A 19518-nucleotide genomic window follows, 5' to 3' on the forward strand; every position below is an offset into this window, starting at 1 on the left:
CACTGCCGCCTGATTCCCCGGCCGCGCCGGCGCACGATGGCATCCGTCTCCAGCGTCGGCGACGGATCGGCGGCGGCCTGGGCGTCGTCTGCGGCGCGACGGCGCACGCGCCGCCATGCCCGACACGACCGCACTCAGTGCCATCCCTGAGGGTGGACGTGCCGGATCGGGTGCAGAATCTGCTCATGGTGGGGGGCCGCTTCGAATCCGACGTCATCAGCCTCGCTCGCGCGGCCGCCGAGGGCGTGGAGATCATGCCCGACGCCCTCGCGCTGCTCGACCGTCACATCGGCGCGGCCGTGCTCAGCGTCTCGATGATGTCGCTCGGCAGCGACGTCGACGCCGAAGTCGCGCTCAGGGGCGCCCCGCCGATCACCACCGCCGAGTCCGCCGAATGGCGACGGCTCATCGGCACGCACCCCTACTTCCTCCACGTCGTGACCGGTCCGCCGCACGCTTCCCGGCTCACCGATGTCGTCGACCTGCGCCGGTTCGAGCAGAGCGAGGTCTACCGTCGGCTGCTGCACCCGCGAGGGTCGCGATACCAGGTCGGGCTTCCGCTCGAACGCTCGCCGCAGCGGATGGTGCTGCTCTCGCTCTGGCGCGATCAGTCCGACTTCACCGACGCCGAACTCGCCGACCTCGAGCAGTTCCGCACCGCGCTCGCCGCGGCCTTCGTGTACCGCGCGGCGATCGCGTCGTTGCAGGCGAGGGCGAGTGCGGCAGCCGACGGGTCGTCGACATCGGCATCGCGATCGGATGCCGCGCCGGCCCGACTCACACCGCGCCAGCGCCAGGTCGCGGCGCTCGTCGAGCTGGGCCTGACGAACGCCCAGATCGGCGCACGCCTGGGCCTCACCGAGCGGACGGTGCGCAAGCACGTCGGCGACCTGTTCGCCGCGCTGCAGTGCGACAGCCGCACGCTCATCGCGGTGCGGTGGCGGGCCGCCGGCAACGCGGCGGCGCCTGTGGCGCCGCTCGAGGCCGTCGCGAACTGACGGCCGCATCGCCATGAGCGGTCGCTCGAGGGGCGACGTGCGGGCACGCGGCAGGGGGTGGCGCGGGCGCCGCCGGGCGCGGTCAGCCGAGCAGTCGCGCGACCGCGGTCGTGACCACGTCGCGCACCCGCGCCTCGGGTGCGTCGCCGAGCACGAGCGGGAGGATAGATGTCAGGACCGTGACGATCGCGAGCGCCTCGGCGGGGGAGAACCGCGTCGACACGGCGCCCGACGCCTGGGCGTCCGCGATGGCGGCCACCTTCGCGGCATCCGTCGCCAGCAACTCGGGGGAGCGCATGCCCGCGCCGCCGCGCTCGAGGCGGTCCCATAGGGCGAGGCGGACGAGCTCGGGGTTCGCGACGTACGAGTCGACGAGGGCGCCGGCGTACTCGTCGAGGTGCTCGGCATCGATGGGGTGCGCTGCGACGAGCCGCGCCACGAGTGCGGCGAACACGGCGTCGAAGAGCTGCTCCTTGTTGCCGAAGTAGGAGTAGAGCAGCGCCTTGTTGCACGCGGCTGCGTCGGCGATGCGATCGACTCGGGCGCCGGCGATGCCGCGCGCCGAGAACTCGGCGGTCGCCGCCTCGAGGATGCGGGCGCGGGTCTGCTCAGCGTTGCGGGCCATGCCCACAGTATATAACCAGTTAGTTGCATTCTCGCCTGAGACATGCGACACTCGTTCCACCGCAAGTAACCAAACGGTTAGGAATAACCTCATGGAACGTCACGTCGCCCTGGTGACCGGTGCCTCGTCGGGCATCGGCGAGCAGACCGCCCTCGAACTGCTGCGCCGCGGCTTCACCGTCTACGGTGCCGCGCGACGCGTCGACCGCATGGCGGCCATCGTCGACGCCGGCGGCCACGCCATCGCGATGGATGTGACGGATGACGCATCCGTCAGCGCCGCGGTCGACCGGATCATGGCCGACGAGGGCCGCATCGACGTGCTCGTGAACAACGCCGGCTACGGCTCGTACGGCGCCCTCGAAGACGTGCCCATCGAGGAGGCGCGCCGCCAGTTCGAGGTCAACGTCTTCGGCCTCGCGCGAATCACCCAGCTGGTCCTGCCCGGCATGCGCGCTCGCCGCTCCGGGACCATCGTCAACATCTCCTCCATCGGCGGCCGCATCTACGAACCGCTCGGCAGCTGGTACCACGCCACCAAGTTCGCCGTCGAGGGCCTCAGCGACTCGCTCCGCGTCGAGCTCGAGCCGCACGGCATCCGCGTCGTGGTGATCCAGCCGGGTGCCATCCGCACCGAATGGAACGGCATCTCGCGCCGCAGCGCCATCGAGCGCTCGGGCGACACCGCGTACGCCGCCCAGGCCCGCGCGCTCGTCCGCGCACTCGAGGCCGCGGATGCCTCCTCCGCGGCATCCGAACCGCACGTCGTCGCCGCGACCATCGCGAAGGCCGCGACCGCCCGCCGGCCCCGCACCCGCTACGCGACGCCGGTGAGCGCGAAGTTCATCGTGGGCCTCCGGCGCGTGCTACCCGACCGCGTCTTCGACCTCGTGATCCGCAGCGTGTTCGCGCCGACCAAGGCCGAGCTCGCCGAGCAGCGCGCCGCCGAGCCGCCCGCGGCTGCGCCCGCAGGCCGAAGCGAGGCCGACCCGGACCGCGCCGCCGCCTGATCGGCGCCGCCGCCGGCGCTGTCCGCCCGGCGCCGCCGCCCAACGCTGTCCGCCCGGCGCCGCCGCCCAACGCTGTCCGCCCGGCGCCGGCACGCCTCAGGGCCACCCCTGACGCGTGCCGGCTCCGCCGACGGGGATGCTGGGCGGATGACCGGAGCACCCTACGGATCCGACGCCTCCGCCGAGCCCGACACCGCGACCGCACCGCCCGCACCCGTCTTCGACGTGCGGGCCCGCCTCCTGGAGACCGTCGTGCTCGTGGCATCCGTCGTGGCGCTGCGCATCGTGGGGCTGGTGCTCATCGTGCTGTCGGCGTCGGGCTTCGGCAGCGACCCGCTCGGCATGCTGCTGCCGTTCGTCGCGATGGTGGTCGATCCCAACCTGCTGGTGTGGGTCGCGCTCGCCGCCGCCGTGCAGTTCGGGCTGCGGTCGATGCCGCGGCCCGGGCGGATGGCGCTCGTCGTGGTCGCCGCCCCCGTCGCCGTGCTGCTCGTCGGTACCGTGCGCGCCCTGCCGATGCTGCCGCAATCCGGCCTGGTCGGCCTGCTCGGCAACGGCGTCTCGTGGTTCGATGCGGGCATCCTGACCGTGGTCGTCGCGCTCGGCGTCGCCGTCGCCGCGGCGGCCAGCACCGCGCCCGTCGCCGGGGCGCGTCGCTGGGCGGCACCGGTCGCGGGCGGGCTGCTCGCCCTGGGCGGCCTGCTGGTGCTGATCCTCGCGTGGCAGGCGATCGAGGCGTACTTCACGCTCGGGGGGACGCCGGTCGTCGTCACGCCCGGGCAGGGCGACCGCTACCTCGTCACCGCGGGCCTCACCGTGGTGGCGTTCGCGGGCGCCGTCGTGAGCGCGGTGCTGAGCCGACGCCGTTGGCTGGTCGTCGCGTCGGTCGTCGTCGGCGGCGTCGGGCTGATCCTCGCGTTCGTCCTGCAGGTCCCCGCCGGTCGGTTCCTTCCCGGGCCCGCGCAGGAGCCCGCGCCCGGCCCCGGCGGCTCCAGCTGCTACGGCGAGGGCGACCCGAACTGCATCGGCGGATAGCGGAGGGCCGCACCCTCGCGGCCTTCAAGTGACGAGGCAGCTCGTGCACCGGCCGGGGCTCGGCAGGCCGTCGAGTCCCCATCCGGTGCACGAGCGGGCGTCAGCGGCCTCCGCGCGCCCCACGCTCGTGCGCCCAGATCGCGAGCTCGACGCGGTTGCGGGCGCCGATCTTCGCCATGATGCTCGCGATGTGCGTCTTCACGGTGCTGAGCGACACGTGCAACTCGCGGCCGATCTCGACGTTGCCGAGGCCCCGCGCGACGGCCGCGAGCACGTCCTCCTCGCGGTCGGTGAGCGGGACGGATGGCGCAGCCGGCGCGCGCCCGGGCACGGGCCCGGCCCCCGGCGGCCCGACCGCGAACGCCTCGATCAGTCGCACCGTCACGTTCGGGTCGATGAGCGCGTCTCCGCGCGCCGCGGCGTGCACGGCCTCACGCAGCATCGTCGCGCCGGCGTTCTTCAGCAGGAACCCGCGCGCCCCCGAGCGCAGTGCGGCGTAGACGTACTCGTCGAGGTCGAACGTCGTGATCACCACCACCGGCAGCGGGTCGGTGACATCCGGACCCGCCAGTTCGCGCGTCGCCTGCAGGCCGTCCATGACCGGCATCCGGATGTCGAACAGGCACACGTCGGGCCGCAGCTCACGGGCCATCGCCACCGCCTCGGCGCCGTCGCGCGCCTCACCGACCACCTCGATGTCGGGCTGCGCGTCGAGGATCATCCGCAGCCCGGTCCGCACGAGGTCCTGGTCGTCGGCGATCAGCACGCGCACGCTCATGCCGACCACCCGGCCCTCGGCAGCACGGCGCTCACGAGCCACCCGCCGCCGGGCGCCGGGCCGGCCTGGCAGGTGCCGCCGAGCAGTGCCGCCCGCTCCGTCATCCCGGTGATGCCGAACCCCGGTGCAGCGGATGCCGCGGGCTCGCCGTCGTCGCGCACCTCGAGCCGCACGCCCTCGGCCTCGACCCGCACGTGCACGTCGATGCGCGTCGCATCGCGTGCGTGCCGGCGGGCGTTCGTCACGGCCTCCTGCGCGATGCGGAACACCGCAGCGCCGACTGCGGGAGGGAGCGCCGCCGCGGCAGGCTCGTCGTCGACGCGCACATCGACGACCAGGCTGCCGGGCTCGGGCGCCGCCGGCTGGGCGAGCCGCGGGATGTCGGCGATGCCCTGCGCTGGCGCCAGCTCCGCGGCATCCGCTCGTCGCAGCACCCGGACCATCGAGCGCATCTCGTCGAGGGTTCGGGACGCCTCGCCCTCGATCACGCGCAGGACCTCGGCGGCCGCCGCCGGGTCGTGCGGCGCCACGGCCGTACCGGCCTGCGCCTGGATCGCGATCGCAGAGACGTGGTGTGCGACCGTATCGTGCAGGTCGCGTGCGAGCTGCTCGCGCTCGAGCAGTCGCACGCCCTCGAGCTCGCGCTCGCGGGCGCCGGCCCGCCACCGGAAGGCGATGCCGAGCGTGGACGTGGTCACGACGACCGCGAGCTCGCCGATGAGGTCGCCGAGGGCCGGTGGCGCGAACAGGGCCGGGATCACGATGCCCGCGAGCACGAGCGCCGCTCCGCCGAGCATCGCCCGGCCCAACCCCCATCGCATCACCGCGTAGATGAGCACGAGGAAGTACGCCGTCGTGATCAGCTGCGGGTCGCCGCCGGTCGCGAGGCCGACGGCCGTTCCGACTGCGAAGGCGATCGCGAGCATCGTGAACGGGCGGATGCGACGCCAGAGCAGCGTCGGCACGAGCACGACGAGCACGGCCGCCCACGCCCAGCGCCACGGCACATCCGGACGCGCCGCCGCCTCGATCACGATGAGCAGCGGCAGCGCCGCGACGAGCACCCAGTCGCGCCACACCCGGCGGGGCGCGGGCGGCTGCGCGGGCGGCGCGGACCAGAGTGCGCGCACCGGGCTCGTCATGGCCTCATGATAGGTGCGCACGCGCGGCCGCCGACCGGGCGTCAGCGCGTTCGTCGATGGCCGCCGCCGTGCGAGCGACGGGGGCACGACGGATGCCGCGGCCCGCCCGCCGCCGGATGACGACCTCCGCGACCGCGAGGTTGATGACCCAGCCGGCGCCCATGAGCACCGCGTGCACCGGCTCGCTCGGGGGGCCGAAGACGAGCGTCCACGGCAGGAACGTGAAGACCTGCGTGCCGGCGCCGAGCCCGATGGCGTAGGCGCGCGTCATCCACGCGCTGTGCGTGCGCACGTCGCCCCGACGGATCGCGAGGAACGCCACGACGATGCCGGCCGCCATGGCGGTGCCGAATACGAGCCGCATCACGAGCAGCGCCGTCCCGCTGGGCTCGGGGAGGTCGTAGGCGACCGCCATCCACATGCCCGACAGGGCGGACAGCACCCCGGCCGGCACCAGGATGCGCCCGGCGTACCGGTGCCAGCGCCGACGGCGCAGCGCCGGCGCGAACTGCAGCGCCCCCAGCACGAGGAATACGACCGAACCGACGATGTGCACGACCACCGGCACGGGCGAGTCGAAGAACCGCGCGTTCTCGGGCGTGACGGCCGCGCCGCTCGCGAGCTCGGTGAGGCGGAACGCGCCGGCGGCCATCGGCACGAGGCTGAGCGCGATGAGCCCGGCCGGCGCGAGCCACTGGGGGCGCGGGCGGCGGCCGGTGCGGGGTGCGGGCAGTGAGGTCTGCGTCATGCCTCGATGCTCGCGCCGGGCGGGCCCGCCCACATCGGCCGGCCGGCTCGAGCTTGCTCAGCCGATCGGCCGATGCGCGCCACCTCCCGCCGGTTCCCGCGGCCATCGCGACCGCGACGCCGCTCCCGGAACCGGGCGGCGCGACTCGACGCGTCGGCACGCATGATCCGTCCGCGAGATCCGGTACCGAAGTACCGAAGTACCGGCGTGGCAGGCGCGAAACCGTCTCGCCTGAACGGGGAGCACCCGCCCGGCGAGGCAGGATCGCGCCATCGGGTCCGTCAGGCGACACCCCGTTCGACCCCGCGCGGCGTCAGGGGCGAGCGGATGCCGCCTGCAGCTCGGCCGCGATCGACGACGCCCATGCGTCGATGGCGTCCCACTCGCGGAAGTCGCCCTCGGGCATGAGGTCGCGGATCGCGGGCATCCACACGATCATCCGGTCGGCGCCGCGGATCTTGTCGTGGTCGTACGCACCACGGAACACCTGCATGCCGCGAGGATGGATGAGCTGCTCGTACTCCTCGAACTGCTTGGGCTTCGCGCCCTCGAGTACGTCGTTGCCCTCCTTGTCGACCGTTTCGGTGCCGAGCGGGCCGCTCGAGAACAGCCATGTCGGCTTCGCGGCGAGCACGTCGGCGTTGCGCTCGACGAACTGCCTGGCCGACTTGCGCCAGTTGAACGCGTAGGTGGCCGACCCGACCACGTAGGCGTCGTACCCGGATGCCGCCTCCAGGTCCTTGCACCTGACGACGTCGACCTCGAGGCCGTGCCCGGTGAGCGTCTCCCCGATGCGCCGCGCGATCCCCTCGGTGGCGCCGTACTTGCTGGCGTACGCGACGAGCACCTTCATCGCGATCCCTCCTTCGTCGTGGTTCGTGCGTTCCAATGGGGCACGCTACGCCGCACGGCCGGAGGCGTCGGTGACCAAGGTCACTCGGGCCGGACCGATCGATCCACCCCGTCAGGGGCTCGTCGTCGCGTCGGCGTGCCGGTGCACGACCTTCCACCCGTCGAGTTCGCGCCGGTAGACCTGGGTCGCGCGCAGCGAGAACTCGCGCTGCCGACCATCCATCGTCGTGGTGACGCGCTCGTAGCCGAGCGTGTACGCGAGATCGCCGCGCACGTCCCACGAGATCAGCTCGAGCGCGTACGCCGTGCAGTTCGAGAAGCTCGACGCGAGCACGTCGAACACCTCGACCAGTTCCTGGCGGTTCGACGCGGTGCGCCACGCGCCCAGCACGGTGACGGGCTCCTCGCGCGACCAGATCTCGCGCCGTGGGCCGGCGTCGCCGTCGAACATCGCCCGTTCGGCCTGCGCGAGCGATGTGTAGACCCAGTTCAGGAACTCCTCGCGGTCGTTCATGGGTCCAGCATGCTCCTGACCGGCACTCCGGCGCGAGGACGGATCCCGCATCCGCTCGCCCTCGCGCATCGTGGCGAAAGGTTCACGGGCCGGTCACGTGCCCGTCAGGCGACCCTTGACGCCCGTGAATCTGGAAGCCATATTCTTACGAAGCCCTAATCAAGGAAATGATTTCCAGAGAGCCGGAGGCCCGAATGCCGACCCCGTCCGTCCACCGCGAGCGGAGCCGTCGCAGCTCCGCTCTTCTCATGGCGAGCGCGCTCGCGGTAGGGACCCTCGTCCTCGCCGACGGCGTCGAGGCGAGTGCCGCGCCGCCCCCCGTCACCACCTCGCGCGTCGTCGCCGCCCCGGACACCGGGGGTCTCGACCTGGCCGGAGGCGACTCGTCTCTGCTCACCGCCGAGACCGAAGCGCTGGCTCCGGGCCTCGCGCTCACCGACTTCCGGCGACTGCAGCCGGCAGGGTGGGTCGCCGGCCACGTCATGCGGGCCGACCTCACCACGCCGACCCTCGAGCTCGAGGTGCTCGACTCGGGCACGGTCACGGGCGGCGCCACGGTCACGGAGCAGATCGAGGGCACCGGCGCGGTCGCCGCGATCAACGGCGACTACTTCGACATGAACGCCTCCGTCGCGCCCGTCGGCACGAACGTGTCCGCCGGCGACGGCGTGCGGACGGCGAGCACCGCCCCGCGACCGGCGTTCACCATGGCCGACGGCCTCGCCGCCGTGCAGGAGCTCATGGCGGAGGGCACGCTCACGATCGACGGGGTAGACACGGCCATCCGGGGCATCAACACGCCCGCGCTGCCCACCGGCGGCATCGGCTGGTACACGCCGGCGTGGGGCGAGCACCCGCTCAGCCGTCCGCTCGGCGGACCGGGCTCGCTCGCGGCATCCGTCGCCATGGTCGTCGTCGCCGACGGCGTCGTGCAGTCGGTCACGACCGACCCCGCCGCCCTCTCCGCCCCCGCATCGATCGCCGGAGGCACCGGGGTGCTCATCGGTCGCGATGCCGGCGCCGCGACGCTCGCCGCCCTCGCACCCGGACAGCCGGTCGAGGTCGAGGTCGGGGTGAACGCCGACGTCGATCTCGCCGTGAGCGGCGCCCAGCGCCTCATCGTCGACGGCGCGCAGACCGACGCCGACCAGGTCGAGGCTGCGCGTACCGCGATCGGCGTGAACCGCGACGGCACCGAGGTCACGATCGTCACGATCGACGGCCGCGCGGGCGACAGCCGCGGGATGACGCTGCGGGAACTCGGGGACCTGATGCTCGACCTCGACGTGCACAACGCCGTCAACCTCGACGGCGGCGGCTCGACCACGCTCGCGGCACGCGCCGCCGGCACCACCGAGGCCGCCATCGTGAACCGCCCCTCGGACGGGTCCGAGCGCGTCGTCGCCAACAGCCTCGCGTTCTTCTCCACCGCGCCGGCCGGCGAGCTCGCCGACGTGCGCATCGCCCCGGCCTCCGACCTGCCGGACGCCGACGCGGTGTTCCCGCGCCTCGGCCGCACCGTCACGGCGACCGGACTGGACGCGAACCTCGCGGGAGTGCCGGTCGACGGGAAGTTCACGGGCAACCGCGGCATCGACGTCGACGCGGTCGACGGCAGCACCGCGATCGTGCGGGGTACTCGCCCGGGCGAGAGCACGGTGCGATTCCAGACGCGCGGCCACACGGATGCCACGGACCTGCGCGTGCTCGGTGACCTGGAGCGGCTGCGTCCGAGCCGCACCGTCGTCGCCCTGCCCGACCCCGGACAGACGGCGGAACTCCGCATCACGGGGCTCGACGCCGACGGCCACGAGGCTCTGATCGAGACGACCGACCTCACCGTCGAGCACGGCGACGACGTCAGCGTGACCGCCGAGGGCCGGGATGGGTTCCGCATCGCGCCGAACGTCGACAGCGGGTCCGCGACCGTCACGTTCACGGCCGACGGCCGGAGCGTCGACGTGGCCGTCACCATCGGCTACCGCACCCTCTCGGTCGCCGACTTCGCCGACGGTGCCGCATGGAAGCCCGCCGCCGACCGCGCGACGGGCACCATCACGACGACGACCGGCCCGGACGGCGTCCCCGCGCTCGCGCTCGACTACGACTTCACCACGAGCACCGGCACGCGGGGCTACTACGCCGTCGCACCCGAGATGTCGACGCCCGGAAGCCTCGGCCGCGAACTCGAAGGGCAGCCGCAGGCGCTCACCATGTGGATCAACGGCGACGGCAGCGGCGCGTGGCCGCGCATCCAGATGAAGAACGGCGCCGGCACCACCATCAACCTCGATGGACCCAACGTGACCTGGACCGGCTGGCAGCAGGTGCGCTTCCCGGTGCCGGCCGGCACGCCCTACCCGCTGCACCTGCAGCGCGTGCGCCTGCTCGAGACGCGATCGGCCGTGCAGTACCACGGGCACGTCGAGATCGCCGGACTCGAGTCGGTGGTGGCACCGGATGTCGCCCAGCCCGCCGCACCCGTCGTGCACGATCCGGTCATCGTCACCGATGGCACGGTCGCCGACCGTCCGCAGCGCATCGCGGTCATGAGCGACGCCCAGTTCGTCGCCCGGGCACCCGAGAGCGGTGCGGTCGAGGGCGCCCGCCGGACCCTGCAGGAGATCCTCGCGACGAAGCCCGACCTGCTCGTCATCAACGGCGACTTCGTCGACGAGGCGAGCGAGGCCGACTTCGCGTTCGCGAAGCGGATCCTCGACGAGGAGATCGGCGACCGGCTGCCGTACGTCTACGTCCCCGGCAACCACGAGATCATGGGCGGACCCATCGAGAACTTCGAGGCGGCCTTCGGCGACACCGCCCGAAGCATCGACCTCGGCCGCACGCGCATCATCACGCTGAACAGCGCCGCCGGGTCGTTCCGCGCATCCGATCCCGCCCAGCTCGCGTTCCTCGAACGCGAACTCGCCGACGCGGCCGCCGACGGCGACACGTCGGGCGTGCTCGTGTTCGCGCACCACCCGGCCGACGACCCGCTCCCGTCGAAGGCGAGCCAACTGGCCGACCGGGTCGAGGCGGCGGCGTTCACCGACGCGCTCGGCGCCTTCCGTGCCGAGACGGGCAAGTCGATCGCCGTGGTCAACGGCCACGTGGGCGTCTTCCACGCCGACGCCGTCGACGGGGTGTCGCGCCTCGTCAACGGCAATTCGGGCAAGGGGCCGGCGGGCACGCCCGAGACCGGGGGCTTCACCGGGTGGACGATGCTCGGGGTCGACCCGGCGCACGGCAAGGTCGGCCGCGGCGCGACCGCCGACGCCGACCGCACCCGCTGGCTCACCGCCGAGGTGCACGCCCGGGTGGACGCCATCGAGCTGGACGCGCCATCCGTCATGGTGGTGGGGGAGACGGCCGCAGCCGGCGCGTTCATCGAGCAGGACGGTGGGCGCACCGTGCCCGTCGGCTGGCCCATGAGCGCCGACTGGTCGGGGAAGGGCGTCACGATCGTCGACGGCCGCACCGGCACGGCCGAGCGAGCGGTCGCGGCATCCGGCGTGCTGCGCTTCGATCCCGCGACCGGCGAGCTGACCGCCATCGCCCCGGGAACGGGCACGCTCGAGGTCGTGGTGAACGGCGAGCGGGCGACCGTCGACGTGCGCGTCGCGGCGGCGACGCCGGCCGGCTAGCCCGACCCAGCCGCACGGGGTCCGTGCAACGCCGAGGCGTCCGCATCAGCGGAACGCCCGGACGTTGCACGGACCCGATGTGCGCGGCGGGTCAGGACGCGCGCGTCGGCTCCGGCTCCTCGCCCTTCTGCACCGCGACGGTCATCGTCGTCGTGTCGGTGAACTCCTGCTGGATCTCGTCGTCCTCGCGGTAGGTGACGAGGCTGACGACGACCGAGACGACCAGGGCGAGCACGAAGCCGGGCAGCAGCTCGTACACGGGCGTGCCGAGCAGCGGCCACGTGAAGACGACCACGGCGCCGGTGACCATGCCGGCGAGCGCGCCCCACGCCGAGAGGCGACGCCAGAACAGGCTGAGCAGGATCAGCGGGCCGAACGAGGCACCGAAGCCCGCCCAGGCGAACCCGACGAGACCGAGGATCGTGTCGTTCGGCGTGATCGCGAGCACCGCAGCCACGACCGCGACGATGAGCACGCACGAGCGGCCGAGCACGACGAGCGAGCGGCCGCCGGGAGGGGTCTTGCGCACGACCCGGTAAAGGTCCTCGACGAGCGCCGAGGAGCACACCACGAGCTGGCTCGAGATGGTGCTCATGATCGCCGCGCGCACCGCGGCGAGCACGAGGCCCGCGATGATCGGGTGCAGCAGCACCTGCGACATCTGCAGCACGACCGTCTCCGGGTTGTCGAGCCCGCCGCCGGTCTGGTCGAAGAACGCGATGCCGACGAGGCCCGCGAGCACCGCACCGGTCATCGAGAGCACCATCCAGGTCATGCCGATGCGCCGGGCGGGCGTCGCCGACTGCGCGCTCGGCAGTGCCATGAAGCGCACGAGGATGTGCGGCTGGCCGAAGTAGCCGAGTCCCCACGCCATCGCCGAGATGATCGCGATCAGCGTGAGTCCGGTGAGTCCCTCGCCGCCCGTGAGCGACACCGCGTCGGGCGATGCCGCCGCGATGGCGGCGCCGACCTCGCCGAACCCGCCCACGTTCGCGATTGCCACGATCGGCACGAGGATGAGGGCGGTCATCATGAGCAGGCCCTGCGCGACATCCGTCAGCGACGCGCCGAGGAACCCGCCGAAGAGGGTGTACGACAGCGTGACTGCCGAGACCAGCAGCATGCCCACGAGGTACTCGCCGCCGAAAGCGCTCTCGAAGAAGACGCCGCCCGCGACCATGCCCGCCGAGATGTAGAGCGTGAAGAAGACGAGGATGATCACGGCCGAGATGATCCGCAGCAGACGCGTGCGATCCTTCAGCCGGTTCTCGAAGAAGCTCGGCACGGTGATCGAATTGTTGCTCACCTCGGTGTACGCGCGCAGGCGCGGCGCCACGAGCCGCCAGTTGAGGTAGGCGCCGATGGTCAGGCCGATCGCGATCCACGCCTCGATGAGGCCGGCCGCGTAGATCGCCCCGGGCAGGCCCATGACGAGCCAGCCCGACATGTCGGACGCGCCAGCGGAGAGGGCTGCGGCCCACGGCGGGAGCTTGCGTCCCGCGAGCATGTAGTCCTCGTGGTCCTTCGTGCGTCGCGCGGCGAACACGCCGATCGCGATCATGCCGACGAAGTACGCGCCGAGGGCGATGTAGAGGAATGCCTGGTCGGACATCGCCGTCCTTCGGGGGTCGTCGCCCGGGCGGCTCTCCGCCACGGGCGGGGTGGGCATGGAGCACGGCCACCCTACTCGCTCGGTCCGCCCGCCGAAGAACCGGGGGGACGGACGGTGCGGTCCGTGACGGCGTCGGCGGGTCGTGCCATGCTGGCCGCATGCCCGAGTCACCCGAGGTGCAGGCGCTCGCCGACGAGCTCGATTCGCGGTTGTCCGGGCGGGCGCTCGCCGAGGTCGACGTGGTCGAGTTCCGGGTGACCAAGACGCGGGCGCGGCCGCTCGAGACGCTCGTCGGCGACCGGGTCGCGGACGTCACGCGGCACGGCAAGCTCATCGACCTCGTGGCCGCGAGCGGTGCGCACCTCGTGGTCTCGCTCGGCCGGCACGGGTGGGCGCGCTGGGCGGTCGAGGGCGAGGCGGATGCCGCCGGCACGGCCGACCCCGCGGATGCCGACCCCGCTGCCGACGTCGCGCCCCCGCCCACGCTCGCCGCCCTCGCGTTCGACGACGGCTCGACCCTCGAGCTCACGGATGCCGGAGACTGGGTCTCACTCGGCGCCTGGGTCGTCGACGACCCGGCAGAGGTGCCCGCGGTCGCGAAGCTCGGCCCCGACCCCGCCGACCCCGCATTCAGCCGCGCCGACTTCGATCGCGCGTTCGCGGGTCGGCGCAAGCAGGTGAAAGCCGTCCTGCAGGAACAGGAGTCGCTCGCGGGCATCGGCAACGCCTACTCCGACGAGATCCTCTTCGCGGCGCGCATCTCGCCGGTCGCGCACGCGTCGACCCTCGCCGCCGACGAGCTCGACCGGCTGTACGAGGCGACGGTCGGCGTCATCCGCTCGGCGATCGAGGCCCGCCGCGGCATCCCGATCGCCGAGCAGAAGGCCGCGAAGGTCGCCGCGATGCGCGTGCACGGGCGCACCGGCGAGCGGTGCCCAGGGTGCGGCGGCACGATCCGCGACTTCACCTTCGCGAGCACGACCGCCCAGTACTGCCCCGACTGCCAGACCGGCGGCGCACTGCTGCCGCTGAAGGGCGAGTGAGCCGGGTGGCCGGCCGCGAGGCATCCGCCGGGCCCCTCACGCTCGTGGTCGACGTCGCGAACGTCATGGGGTCGCGGCCCGACGGCTGGTGGCGCGACCGGGCCGCCGCGGCGACGACGCTGCTGCAGCGGATCGCGCCGCTCGCCGGGCGCGAGGTCGACCTCGACGGTGCGCCGGTCGCGATCGCGCGGGTCGTCGCGGTCGTCGAGGGGCGGGCGACGGATGCCGCGGCGCCGGCCGGCATCGAGGTGCTCGCCGCACCCGCCGACGGTGACGCCACGATCGTCGAGGTCGCCGTCGCCGCATCGAGCGCGGGGGAGCGGGTGCTCGTCGTCACCGCCGACCGCGGACTCCGGGCGCGGCTGCCCGAACCCGTCGCGACGACCGGGCCGGGCTGGCTGAACGACCTCATCGGCCGGTGAGCCCGCCGACTCGGCGTGGACCCTGTCGCCGCGGCATCCGTCGACCCTAGGCTCGACCCGAGACGACCACCGACGGCCGGAGGGGGAGCCGTGATCGATCCGACCCTGCTGAGCGTGCCCGACGGCGCGCGCGACGTCACCGTCGTCGAGGCCATCGACGGGCTCAGCTACATCGACCCGAACGATCCGGCGATGCCGTCGTACCGGGTGATCGCGAACAACCGGCAGCCGGTCGCGCTGCGCGACATGATGATCGAGCCCGTGCGCACGGGCTACATCGGCGCGAACCACCCCAAGCCCGACCCGGCGCTCGTGCCGCCGACCGGCGCCGAGGCGGTGCCCGACGTCGACGTCACCGTCGTCTACCTGCCGGTGCGCGACGGCGTCGCCAGGGCGCAGGTGTACCGTCCCCGATCGGCGGATGCCGCGGCGGAACTCCCGGTCATCCTGTACTTCCACGGCGGCGGGTTCACCGTCGGCTCGTCTGACGACACCGACTACCTCACGCGCCGGCTCGCGCGCGACAACGGGGCGCTCGTCGTCTCTGCCGACTACCGCCTGGCACCCGAGTACCCCTTCCCGACGCCGCTCGACGACGTGCTCGACGTGTACCGCTGGCTGACGACGGATGCCGCCCGCCTCGGCGGCCGGGCGGACCGCGTCGCCGTCGCGGGCGACTCCGCCGGCTCGAACTTCGCCGCCGCCCTGCCCCTGTACGCGGCGCACCACGACCTCCCGGCGCCCGCCGCGGTCGTCATGCTCGGCGCGTTCGTCGACTTCGTGCAGGAGCGGTGGGACTCGTTCCAGCGGCTCGCCCCGCGGGGGATCGTCTACGACAGTCCCTTCTTCGGGTTCATCCGCAGCGCCTACCTGCCGACCACCTCGTGGACCGAGCCCCTCGCCAGCCCCATCTACGGCGACCTGTCCACGTACCCGCCGGCCTTCCTCGCGGCGGGCACGCATGACCCGATCGTCGACTCGGCGAAGGCGTTCGTCGACCTGCTCGAGGGGCATGGCGTCGCGGCGGTCGGGTACTGGCCCGAGGGGATGCCGCACGGGTTCTACTTCTTCCCCGGCGTGCACCCCGAGGGCGACACGGCGTTCGAGCGGGTGCGGGCGTTCCTCGCCGACCACCTGACGTAACCGGCTCGTGCGCCTGGCGTAACCGGCTCGGTCGAGGCAGCCGCCGCTGGTCGGCTAGGCGTTCGCCGGCTCGGGGGCCCCGGCGGTGGCGGACGCCGCCCGCACCGCGTCACGGACCTCCTCCTCGACGAGGTCGGCGTTGATCGCCGCGCCCGCCATGCTGCCCGCCGACATCGCGTACGGCACCGACGAGCGGCCGTCGACGACGTTGCCGGCGGCCCACAGGCCAGGCACGCTCGTGCGGCCCATCGGGTCGACCGTCGCGAAGCGCCCGACGGGCGGGTGGTCGGCGAACTCGGCACCGAGGGCGCGCAGCACGTCGTCGTTGGGCACGGGCCGCGGCCCGACGAAGATCACGTCGGCGGCCAGTTCGGCGCCGTCCTCCAGGCGGATGCCGCTGAGGCGACCGTCGTCGTCGGCGATCACGGCCGCGACCCGCCGCGTGTCGATCGGGATGCCGCGGGCGTCGAGGCCCGCGCGTGCGGCATCCGAGAGCTGGACGCCGTGGCCGAGGAACACGACGTCGGAGGTGAGCTGCCGCATGAGCTGCGCCTGGTGCACGTTGGCTTCGCTGGTCGCGAGCACGACCACGCGGCGGTCGCGCGCCTCCCACCCGTCGCAGTACGGGCAGAGGAACGCGCCGCGACCCCACTGCTCCGCCAGCCCGGGGATCTCGGGCAGCTCGTCGCGGAGGCCGCTCGCGACGAGCAGCCGGCGTGCGACGTGCGCCGAGCCGTCGCCGAGTGCGATCGCGAAGCCGTCAGCCTGTGCGGCGGCGGCCGTGACGACGCCCTCGCGGATCTCGACGCCGTCGTACCGCCCGAGCTCGTCACGCCCCGCGGCGAGCAGGTCGAGCGGCGACGTGTGGTCGCGGCCGAGCACGCCGTGCATGTGGCCTGCGAAGCGGTTGCGCGGCCGGCCCTCGTCGACCACGAGCACGCGGCGTCGCGAGCGGCCGAGCATGAGCGCGGCGCTGAGTCCGGCGCTGCCGCCGCCGACGATGAGGACGTCCCAAGTGGTGTGCTGCATGGATCGATGGTGCGCCGGTCTCGCTGCAATGGCAAGATGGTTTGCCGGAGTGGCAAACGGAGGATGCATGACCGACGCGGACGACCTGGGGCGCATGCTCGACGGCGTGGCGCCGCGCCTTCGCGCGCTGCGCACCCGACGCGGGCTCACGCTCGGCGAGCTCTCGGAGCAGACCGGCATCTCGGTGAGCACGCTGTCGCGGCTCGAATCGGGAGGTCGGCGACCGACGCTCGACCTGCTCATCCGACTCGCCGCCGTCTATCGCGCGAGCCTCGACGACCTCGTCGGCGCACCGCAGATCGCGGACCCGCGCATCCACCCCAAGCCGTTCTACCGGGACGGCAAGGCGATCATCCCGCTCACCCGCAGCAACCCCGACGTGGTGGCGTTCAAGATGGTGCTGCCCGGTCACTCCCCCGACGAACCCGTCGCGCAGAGCGTCCACGACGGCTACGACTGGGTGTACGTGCTGAGCGGACGCATCCGCCTCGCCCTCGGCGAGGACGAGCTCGTGCTCGAGCGCGGCGAGGCGGCCGAGTTCGACACGCGCACGCCGCACGGCATGGCGAGCGCGTCGCTCGAGCCCGCCGAGATCCTGAACCTGCTGAGTCCGCAGGGCGAGCGCGCCCACGTGCGCGGTGCGGGGGGCTGACCGCGGCCGGGCGGCCGCGACCCGTCAGCCGACGCCGACCTCGCCCTCCCAGTAGCCGGCCCCGTCGCCCTCGGGCGACGTGATCTGCCACGGGATGGCACCCGCCTGCGTGTCCGTGCCGTCACGCAGCGCGGGATCGGCGAGCCGGGCGGCGATGGCCTCCGCCTCCGCGACGGTGACGCGGGCGATGTAGACCTTCGGATACCGCGGCCCCTCGAGCAGCACCTCGGAGTTCGGGTGGTCGCGCGTGATCGCGACCAGCTCCTCGATGAGGCGCGGCGAGGTCGCCCCCTCGACGTGCGTGAACTTCAACCACGGCTGCTCCGACCGCACCGAGAACGTGCCGCCCCGCTCGAACAGCGCCGTCTCCCGCAGGGCGTCGAACCGCTCCTCGACGCGGTCGGGTTCGAGCAGCGCCGCGAACGGCCAGCCGTCCACGACCGACAGCCCCACGACGCCGTCGACCTCGGCCGCCTCGAGCAGGGCCGCGAGCGTCGCGCGGGTCACCGCGGCATCCGTCGCCGGCTGCACCTCGAGCGACCACCACGGGTCGGCACTCCAGGCGGTGTCCTCCGCCGCGCCCTCGTCGCCGGGCGGCTCGGCGCGCATCGTGATCGGGTCCTCCCACTCGAGGTCGCGGGCGAGGTCGGCGACGCCGTCGGATGCCGCGAGCACTGTCTCGGGGTCCGCCTCGCCGTCGACGGTCACGGTCGTGTAGCGCGGGTTCTCGTCGCGCGGCTCCATGCCGCCGATGTCGACGGAGGCCACGCCGTCGAGCTCTTCGATGCCGTCGCGCAGCGCCTCCTCGCGCTCCACGTCGGTCATCGGCGTGGCCGGCGCCGGGTCGGTGCCGTCGGCACAGGCGGAGAGCAGGGCCAGCGTGAGGGCGGCGAGGAGGGCGCCGCGGACGGCACGGCGACGAGGGGAGGTCGCGGTAGGGCGCATCATCCGAGCATGCGCGATCGACCCGGCATCCTCAACTCGGGCGGCCGGGCCGCCGGGGCGGAGGTCGCACGTCGCTCGTCGATCGGCTCAGCCTCGGCCGGTGATGCGCTGCAGTCGTTCGATCTCGGCGGAGGCCTGCGCCTTGGTGAGGTCGGCCGAGACCTCTTCGCCGGCCTCGCGTGCCAGCGTGTCGAGGTAGCTGCGCTGCGCCGAGGTCATCGGCTCGTCGCCCGTGACCCAGTCGGCCGGGTCCTTGCTCGCCGGGTCGGCGTCGTGGCCGCGCGCTCCGAGGGTCTCGTCGAAATCCGGGATCGTCTGCTCCTCGCCGGGCAGGTCGGAGCCCGGACCGGCGTCGGGTGCCGGGCGCTGCTGCGGGTGCTCATCGCTCATGCAGCGAGGCTATGCGTCGCCACCGGGCGATCGGAGGGGCTTGCGCCCGGTGCCATCGGGCCCTAGGCGAGGCCGTCCGAGGAGCCCGTCGCCTACTCGGCCGCGGGTGCGGGTGGGATGCGCGACGCGATCACGAAGTACGCGCCGGTCGGGTCGGCGAGGCCCGCGCGACGGCCCGACGGAAGGTCCCACGGCGGCACGACGAGCGTGGCGCCCGCCGCGACCGCCCGCTCGACCGCGGCCTCGACGTCGGCGACGCCGAACGCGACGCTCCACGCGGGCGGCAGGTCCTCGTCGAGCAGGTTGCCGGCATCCAGGATGCCGGCGTGGTTGCGTCCGCCGTGGCGGTAGACCGCGGAGCGCGGCTGTCCGTCGCCGTGCTCCACCTCCCAGTGGAACGCATGGCCGTAGAACCGCTCGGCCGCGTCGAAGTCGCTCGCGGCGAGCTCGAACCACACGGCCGTGTCATCCTCGCCGAACGACTCGAAGCCCGCCAGGTTGCCCGGCTGCCAGTAGCCGACGACCGCGCCGGTCGCGTCGATCGCGAGGCCCATGACGCCCATGTCGGGGATGTCCATGGGCTCGAAGAGCACCGTGCCGCCGGCCTCGCCGATCGTGCGGGTCGTCGCGGCGGCGTTGTACGTGAGCAGGTAGACCGTCCAGTGCGGCGGCGCCGGATCGGTGTCCTGCCGGCGAGCCGCGCCCGCGACGCGCTTGCCGTCACGGCGGAACGTCACGTACCCGCCGTACCGCTCCTCGTCGCCGCGCTCTGCCTCCCACCCGAACAGCTCGCCGTAGAACGCGAGCGTCGCGTCGAGGTCGGTGGTGCTCACGTCCACCCAGGCCGGCGAGCCGGCGACGAGGTCTTCGGATCCGGGCATGGAGCCTCCCGTGTCGATCGGAGCGGACGGCCGACGGCCGATTCACGCCCGCCGCG

At 73.3% G+C, this 19518-nt stretch carries 19 protein-coding genes; 8 read left to right on the plus strand and 11 right to left on the minus strand.

Annotation, left to right across the window (positions count from 1 at the left end):
- Positions 1–185: 185 nt before the first annotated feature.
- Positions 186–998 carry a LuxR C-terminal-related transcriptional regulator gene (locus tag M1L56_RS00575; protein WP_248597721.1) on the plus strand — a complete coding sequence of 271 codons (813 nt, stop codon included), beginning with the start codon at positions 186–188 and terminating at the stop codon, positions 996–998.
- An 82-nt stretch (positions 999–1080) separates the two neighbouring features.
- Here the strand turns inward: M1L56_RS00575 and M1L56_RS00580 are convergent, their stop codons facing one another.
- Positions 1081–1623, minus strand: coding sequence for a TetR family transcriptional regulator (locus tag M1L56_RS00580; RefSeq protein WP_248597722.1), 543 nt, complete (start codon positions 1621–1623; stop codon positions 1081–1083).
- Positions 1624–1714: 91 nt separating this feature from the next.
- Between M1L56_RS00580 and M1L56_RS00585 the strand changes: the two genes are divergently transcribed.
- Together M1L56_RS00585 and M1L56_RS00590 are read left to right on the plus strand one after the other, a co-directional pair.
- Positions 1715–2632 (plus strand): oxidoreductase, encoded by a 918-nt coding sequence (locus tag M1L56_RS00585; protein WP_248597723.1) that lies wholly within the window; start codon positions 1715–1717, stop codon positions 2630–2632.
- A gap of 147 nt (positions 2633–2779) precedes the next feature.
- Positions 2780–3667 carry a hypothetical protein gene (locus M1L56_RS00590; RefSeq protein WP_248597724.1) on the plus strand — a complete coding sequence of 296 codons (888 nt, stop codon included), beginning with the start codon at positions 2780–2782 and terminating at the stop codon, positions 3665–3667.
- Positions 3668–3767: 100 nt separating this feature from the next.
- On the opposite strand, the gene M1L56_RS00595 is transcribed toward M1L56_RS00590, so the two are convergent.
- From M1L56_RS00595 to M1L56_RS00615, 5 genes are all read right to left on the minus strand, one after another.
- Complete coding sequence (locus M1L56_RS00595) at positions 3768–4445, minus strand: response regulator transcription factor (RefSeq protein WP_248597725.1); 678 nt, start codon at positions 4443–4445, stop codon at positions 3768–3770.
- On the minus strand, positions 4442–5587 hold the full coding sequence (locus M1L56_RS00600; RefSeq protein WP_248597726.1) for a sensor histidine kinase: 1146 nt from the start codon (positions 5585–5587) through the stop codon (positions 4442–4444). The genes M1L56_RS00595 and M1L56_RS00600 overlap by 4 nt, the downstream gene beginning before the upstream one ends.
- Positions 5588–5591: 4 nt before the next feature.
- Positions 5592–6335: a DUF2306 domain-containing protein gene (locus M1L56_RS00605; protein WP_248597727.1), complete on the minus strand. Its 744-nt coding sequence runs from the start codon at positions 6333–6335 to the stop codon at positions 5592–5594.
- A 313-nt stretch (positions 6336–6648) separates the two neighbouring features.
- On the minus strand, positions 6649–7224 hold the full coding sequence (locus M1L56_RS00610; protein ID WP_248597728.1) for a flavodoxin domain-containing protein: 576 nt from the start codon (positions 7222–7224) through the stop codon (positions 6649–6651).
- A 75-nt stretch (positions 7225–7299) separates the two neighbouring features.
- Positions 7300–7701 carry a DUF4440 domain-containing protein gene (locus M1L56_RS00615; protein ID WP_067946329.1) on the minus strand — a complete coding sequence of 134 codons (402 nt, stop codon included), beginning with the start codon at positions 7699–7701 and terminating at the stop codon, positions 7300–7302.
- A 248-nt stretch (positions 7702–7949) separates the two neighbouring features.
- Between M1L56_RS00615 and M1L56_RS00620 the strand changes: the two genes are divergently transcribed.
- Complete coding sequence (locus M1L56_RS00620) at positions 7950–11345, plus strand: phosphodiester glycosidase family protein (RefSeq protein ID WP_248597729.1); 3396 nt, start codon at positions 7950–7952, stop codon at positions 11343–11345.
- A 91-nt stretch (positions 11346–11436) separates the two neighbouring features.
- Here the strand turns inward: M1L56_RS00620 and putP are convergent, their stop codons facing one another.
- On the minus strand, positions 11437–12957 hold the full coding sequence (gene putP / locus M1L56_RS00625) for a sodium/proline symporter PutP (protein WP_248597730.1): 1521 nt from the start codon (positions 12955–12957) through the stop codon (positions 11437–11439).
- Positions 12958–13115: 158 nt separating this feature from the next.
- On the opposite strand from putP, the gene M1L56_RS00630 reads away from it, so the two are divergent.
- From M1L56_RS00630 to M1L56_RS00640, 3 genes are all read left to right on the plus strand, one after another.
- Positions 13116–14000 carry a DNA-formamidopyrimidine glycosylase family protein gene (locus tag M1L56_RS00630; RefSeq protein ID WP_248597731.1) on the plus strand — a complete coding sequence of 295 codons (885 nt, stop codon included), beginning with the start codon at positions 13116–13118 and terminating at the stop codon, positions 13998–14000.
- Positions 14001–14005: 5 nt separating this feature from the next.
- Entirely contained in the window at positions 14006–14422 is a 417-nt protein-coding gene (locus M1L56_RS00635) for a hypothetical protein (protein ID WP_248597732.1), read from the plus strand.
- Between the two features lie 90 nt (positions 14423–14512).
- Complete coding sequence (locus tag M1L56_RS00640) at positions 14513–15565, plus strand: alpha/beta hydrolase (RefSeq protein WP_248597733.1); 1053 nt, start codon at positions 14513–14515, stop codon at positions 15563–15565.
- A 54-nt stretch (positions 15566–15619) separates the two neighbouring features.
- Here M1L56_RS00640 and M1L56_RS00645 read toward each other — a convergent pair whose 3' ends face one another.
- A complete protein-coding gene (locus M1L56_RS00645) occupies positions 15620–16594 on the minus strand; it encodes an NAD(P)/FAD-dependent oxidoreductase (RefSeq protein WP_248597734.1) in 975 nt (324 codons plus the stop codon).
- Between the two features lie 67 nt (positions 16595–16661).
- Here M1L56_RS00645 and M1L56_RS00650 point away from each other — a divergent pair, with 67 nt between their 5' ends.
- Positions 16662–17246 carry a helix-turn-helix domain-containing protein gene (locus M1L56_RS00650; RefSeq protein ID WP_248597735.1) on the plus strand — a complete coding sequence of 195 codons (585 nt, stop codon included), beginning with the start codon at positions 16662–16664 and terminating at the stop codon, positions 17244–17246.
- 24 nt (positions 17247–17270) lie between these two features.
- On the opposite strand, the gene M1L56_RS00655 is transcribed toward M1L56_RS00650, so the two are convergent.
- From M1L56_RS00655 to M1L56_RS00665, 3 genes are all read right to left on the minus strand, one after another.
- The gene (locus tag M1L56_RS00655; RefSeq protein WP_248597736.1) at positions 17271–18194 is read right to left on the minus strand and encodes a hypothetical protein; all 924 of its coding nucleotides are present in this window, start codon (positions 18192–18194) and stop codon (positions 17271–17273) included.
- An 84-nt stretch (positions 18195–18278) separates the two neighbouring features.
- Positions 18279–18581, minus strand: a complete 303-nt coding sequence (locus M1L56_RS00660) for a DUF3072 domain-containing protein (protein WP_248597737.1) — start codon at positions 18579–18581, stop codon at positions 18279–18281.
- A 92-nt stretch (positions 18582–18673) separates the two neighbouring features.
- Entirely contained in the window at positions 18674–19462 is a 789-nt protein-coding gene (locus tag M1L56_RS00665; protein ID WP_248597738.1) for a VOC family protein, read from the minus strand.
- Positions 19463–19518: the final 56 nt, after the last annotated feature.

The sequence above is a fragment of the Agromyces sp. C10 genome, assembly GCF_023217995.1.
GTDB lineage: Bacteria > Actinomycetota > Actinomycetes > Actinomycetales > Microbacteriaceae > Agromyces > Agromyces indicus.

Coding starts and splice junctions, on each gene's coding strand:
- M1L56_RS00575 (WP_248597721.1), top strand. CDS start 186: ATGGTGGGGGGCCGCTTCGAATCCGACGTCATCAGCCTCGCTCGCGCG.
- M1L56_RS00580 (WP_248597722.1), bottom strand. CDS start 1,623: ATGGCCCGCAACGCTGAGCAGACCCGCGCCCGCATCCTCGAGGCGGCG.
- M1L56_RS00585 (WP_248597723.1), top strand. CDS start 1,715: ATGGAACGTCACGTCGCCCTGGTGACCGGTGCCTCGTCGGGCATCGGC.
- M1L56_RS00590 (WP_248597724.1), top strand. CDS start 2,780: ATGACCGGAGCACCCTACGGATCCGACGCCTCCGCCGAGCCCGACACC.
- M1L56_RS00595 (WP_248597725.1), bottom strand. CDS start 4,445: ATGAGCGTGCGCGTGCTGATCGCCGACGACCAGGACCTCGTGCGGACC.
- M1L56_RS00600 (WP_248597726.1), bottom strand. CDS start 5,587: ATGACGAGCCCGGTGCGCGCACTCTGGTCCGCGCCGCCCGCGCAGCCG.
- M1L56_RS00605 (WP_248597727.1), bottom strand. CDS start 6,335: ATGACGCAGACCTCACTGCCCGCACCCCGCACCGGCCGCCGCCCGCGC.
- M1L56_RS00615 (WP_067946329.1), bottom strand. CDS start 7,701: ATGAACGACCGCGAGGAGTTCCTGAACTGGGTCTACACATCGCTCGCG.
- M1L56_RS00620 (WP_248597729.1), top strand. CDS start 7,950: ATGGCGAGCGCGCTCGCGGTAGGGACCCTCGTCCTCGCCGACGGCGTC.
- putP (WP_248597730.1), bottom strand. CDS start 12,957: ATGTCCGACCAGGCATTCCTCTACATCGCCCTCGGCGCGTACTTCGTC.
- M1L56_RS00630 (WP_248597731.1), top strand. CDS start 13,116: ATGCCCGAGTCACCCGAGGTGCAGGCGCTCGCCGACGAGCTCGATTCG.
- M1L56_RS00645 (WP_248597734.1), bottom strand. CDS start 16,594: ATGCAGCACACCACTTGGGACGTCCTCATCGTCGGCGGCGGCAGCGCC.
- M1L56_RS00650 (WP_248597735.1), top strand. CDS start 16,662: ATGACCGACGCGGACGACCTGGGGCGCATGCTCGACGGCGTGGCGCCG.
- M1L56_RS00655 (WP_248597736.1), bottom strand. CDS start 18,194: ATGATGCGCCCTACCGCGACCTCCCCTCGTCGCCGTGCCGTCCGCGGC.
- M1L56_RS00660 (WP_248597737.1), bottom strand. CDS start 18,581: ATGAGCGATGAGCACCCGCAGCAGCGCCCGGCACCCGACGCCGGTCCG.
- M1L56_RS00665 (WP_248597738.1), bottom strand. CDS start 19,462: ATGCCCGGATCCGAAGACCTCGTCGCCGGCTCGCCGGCCTGGGTGGAC.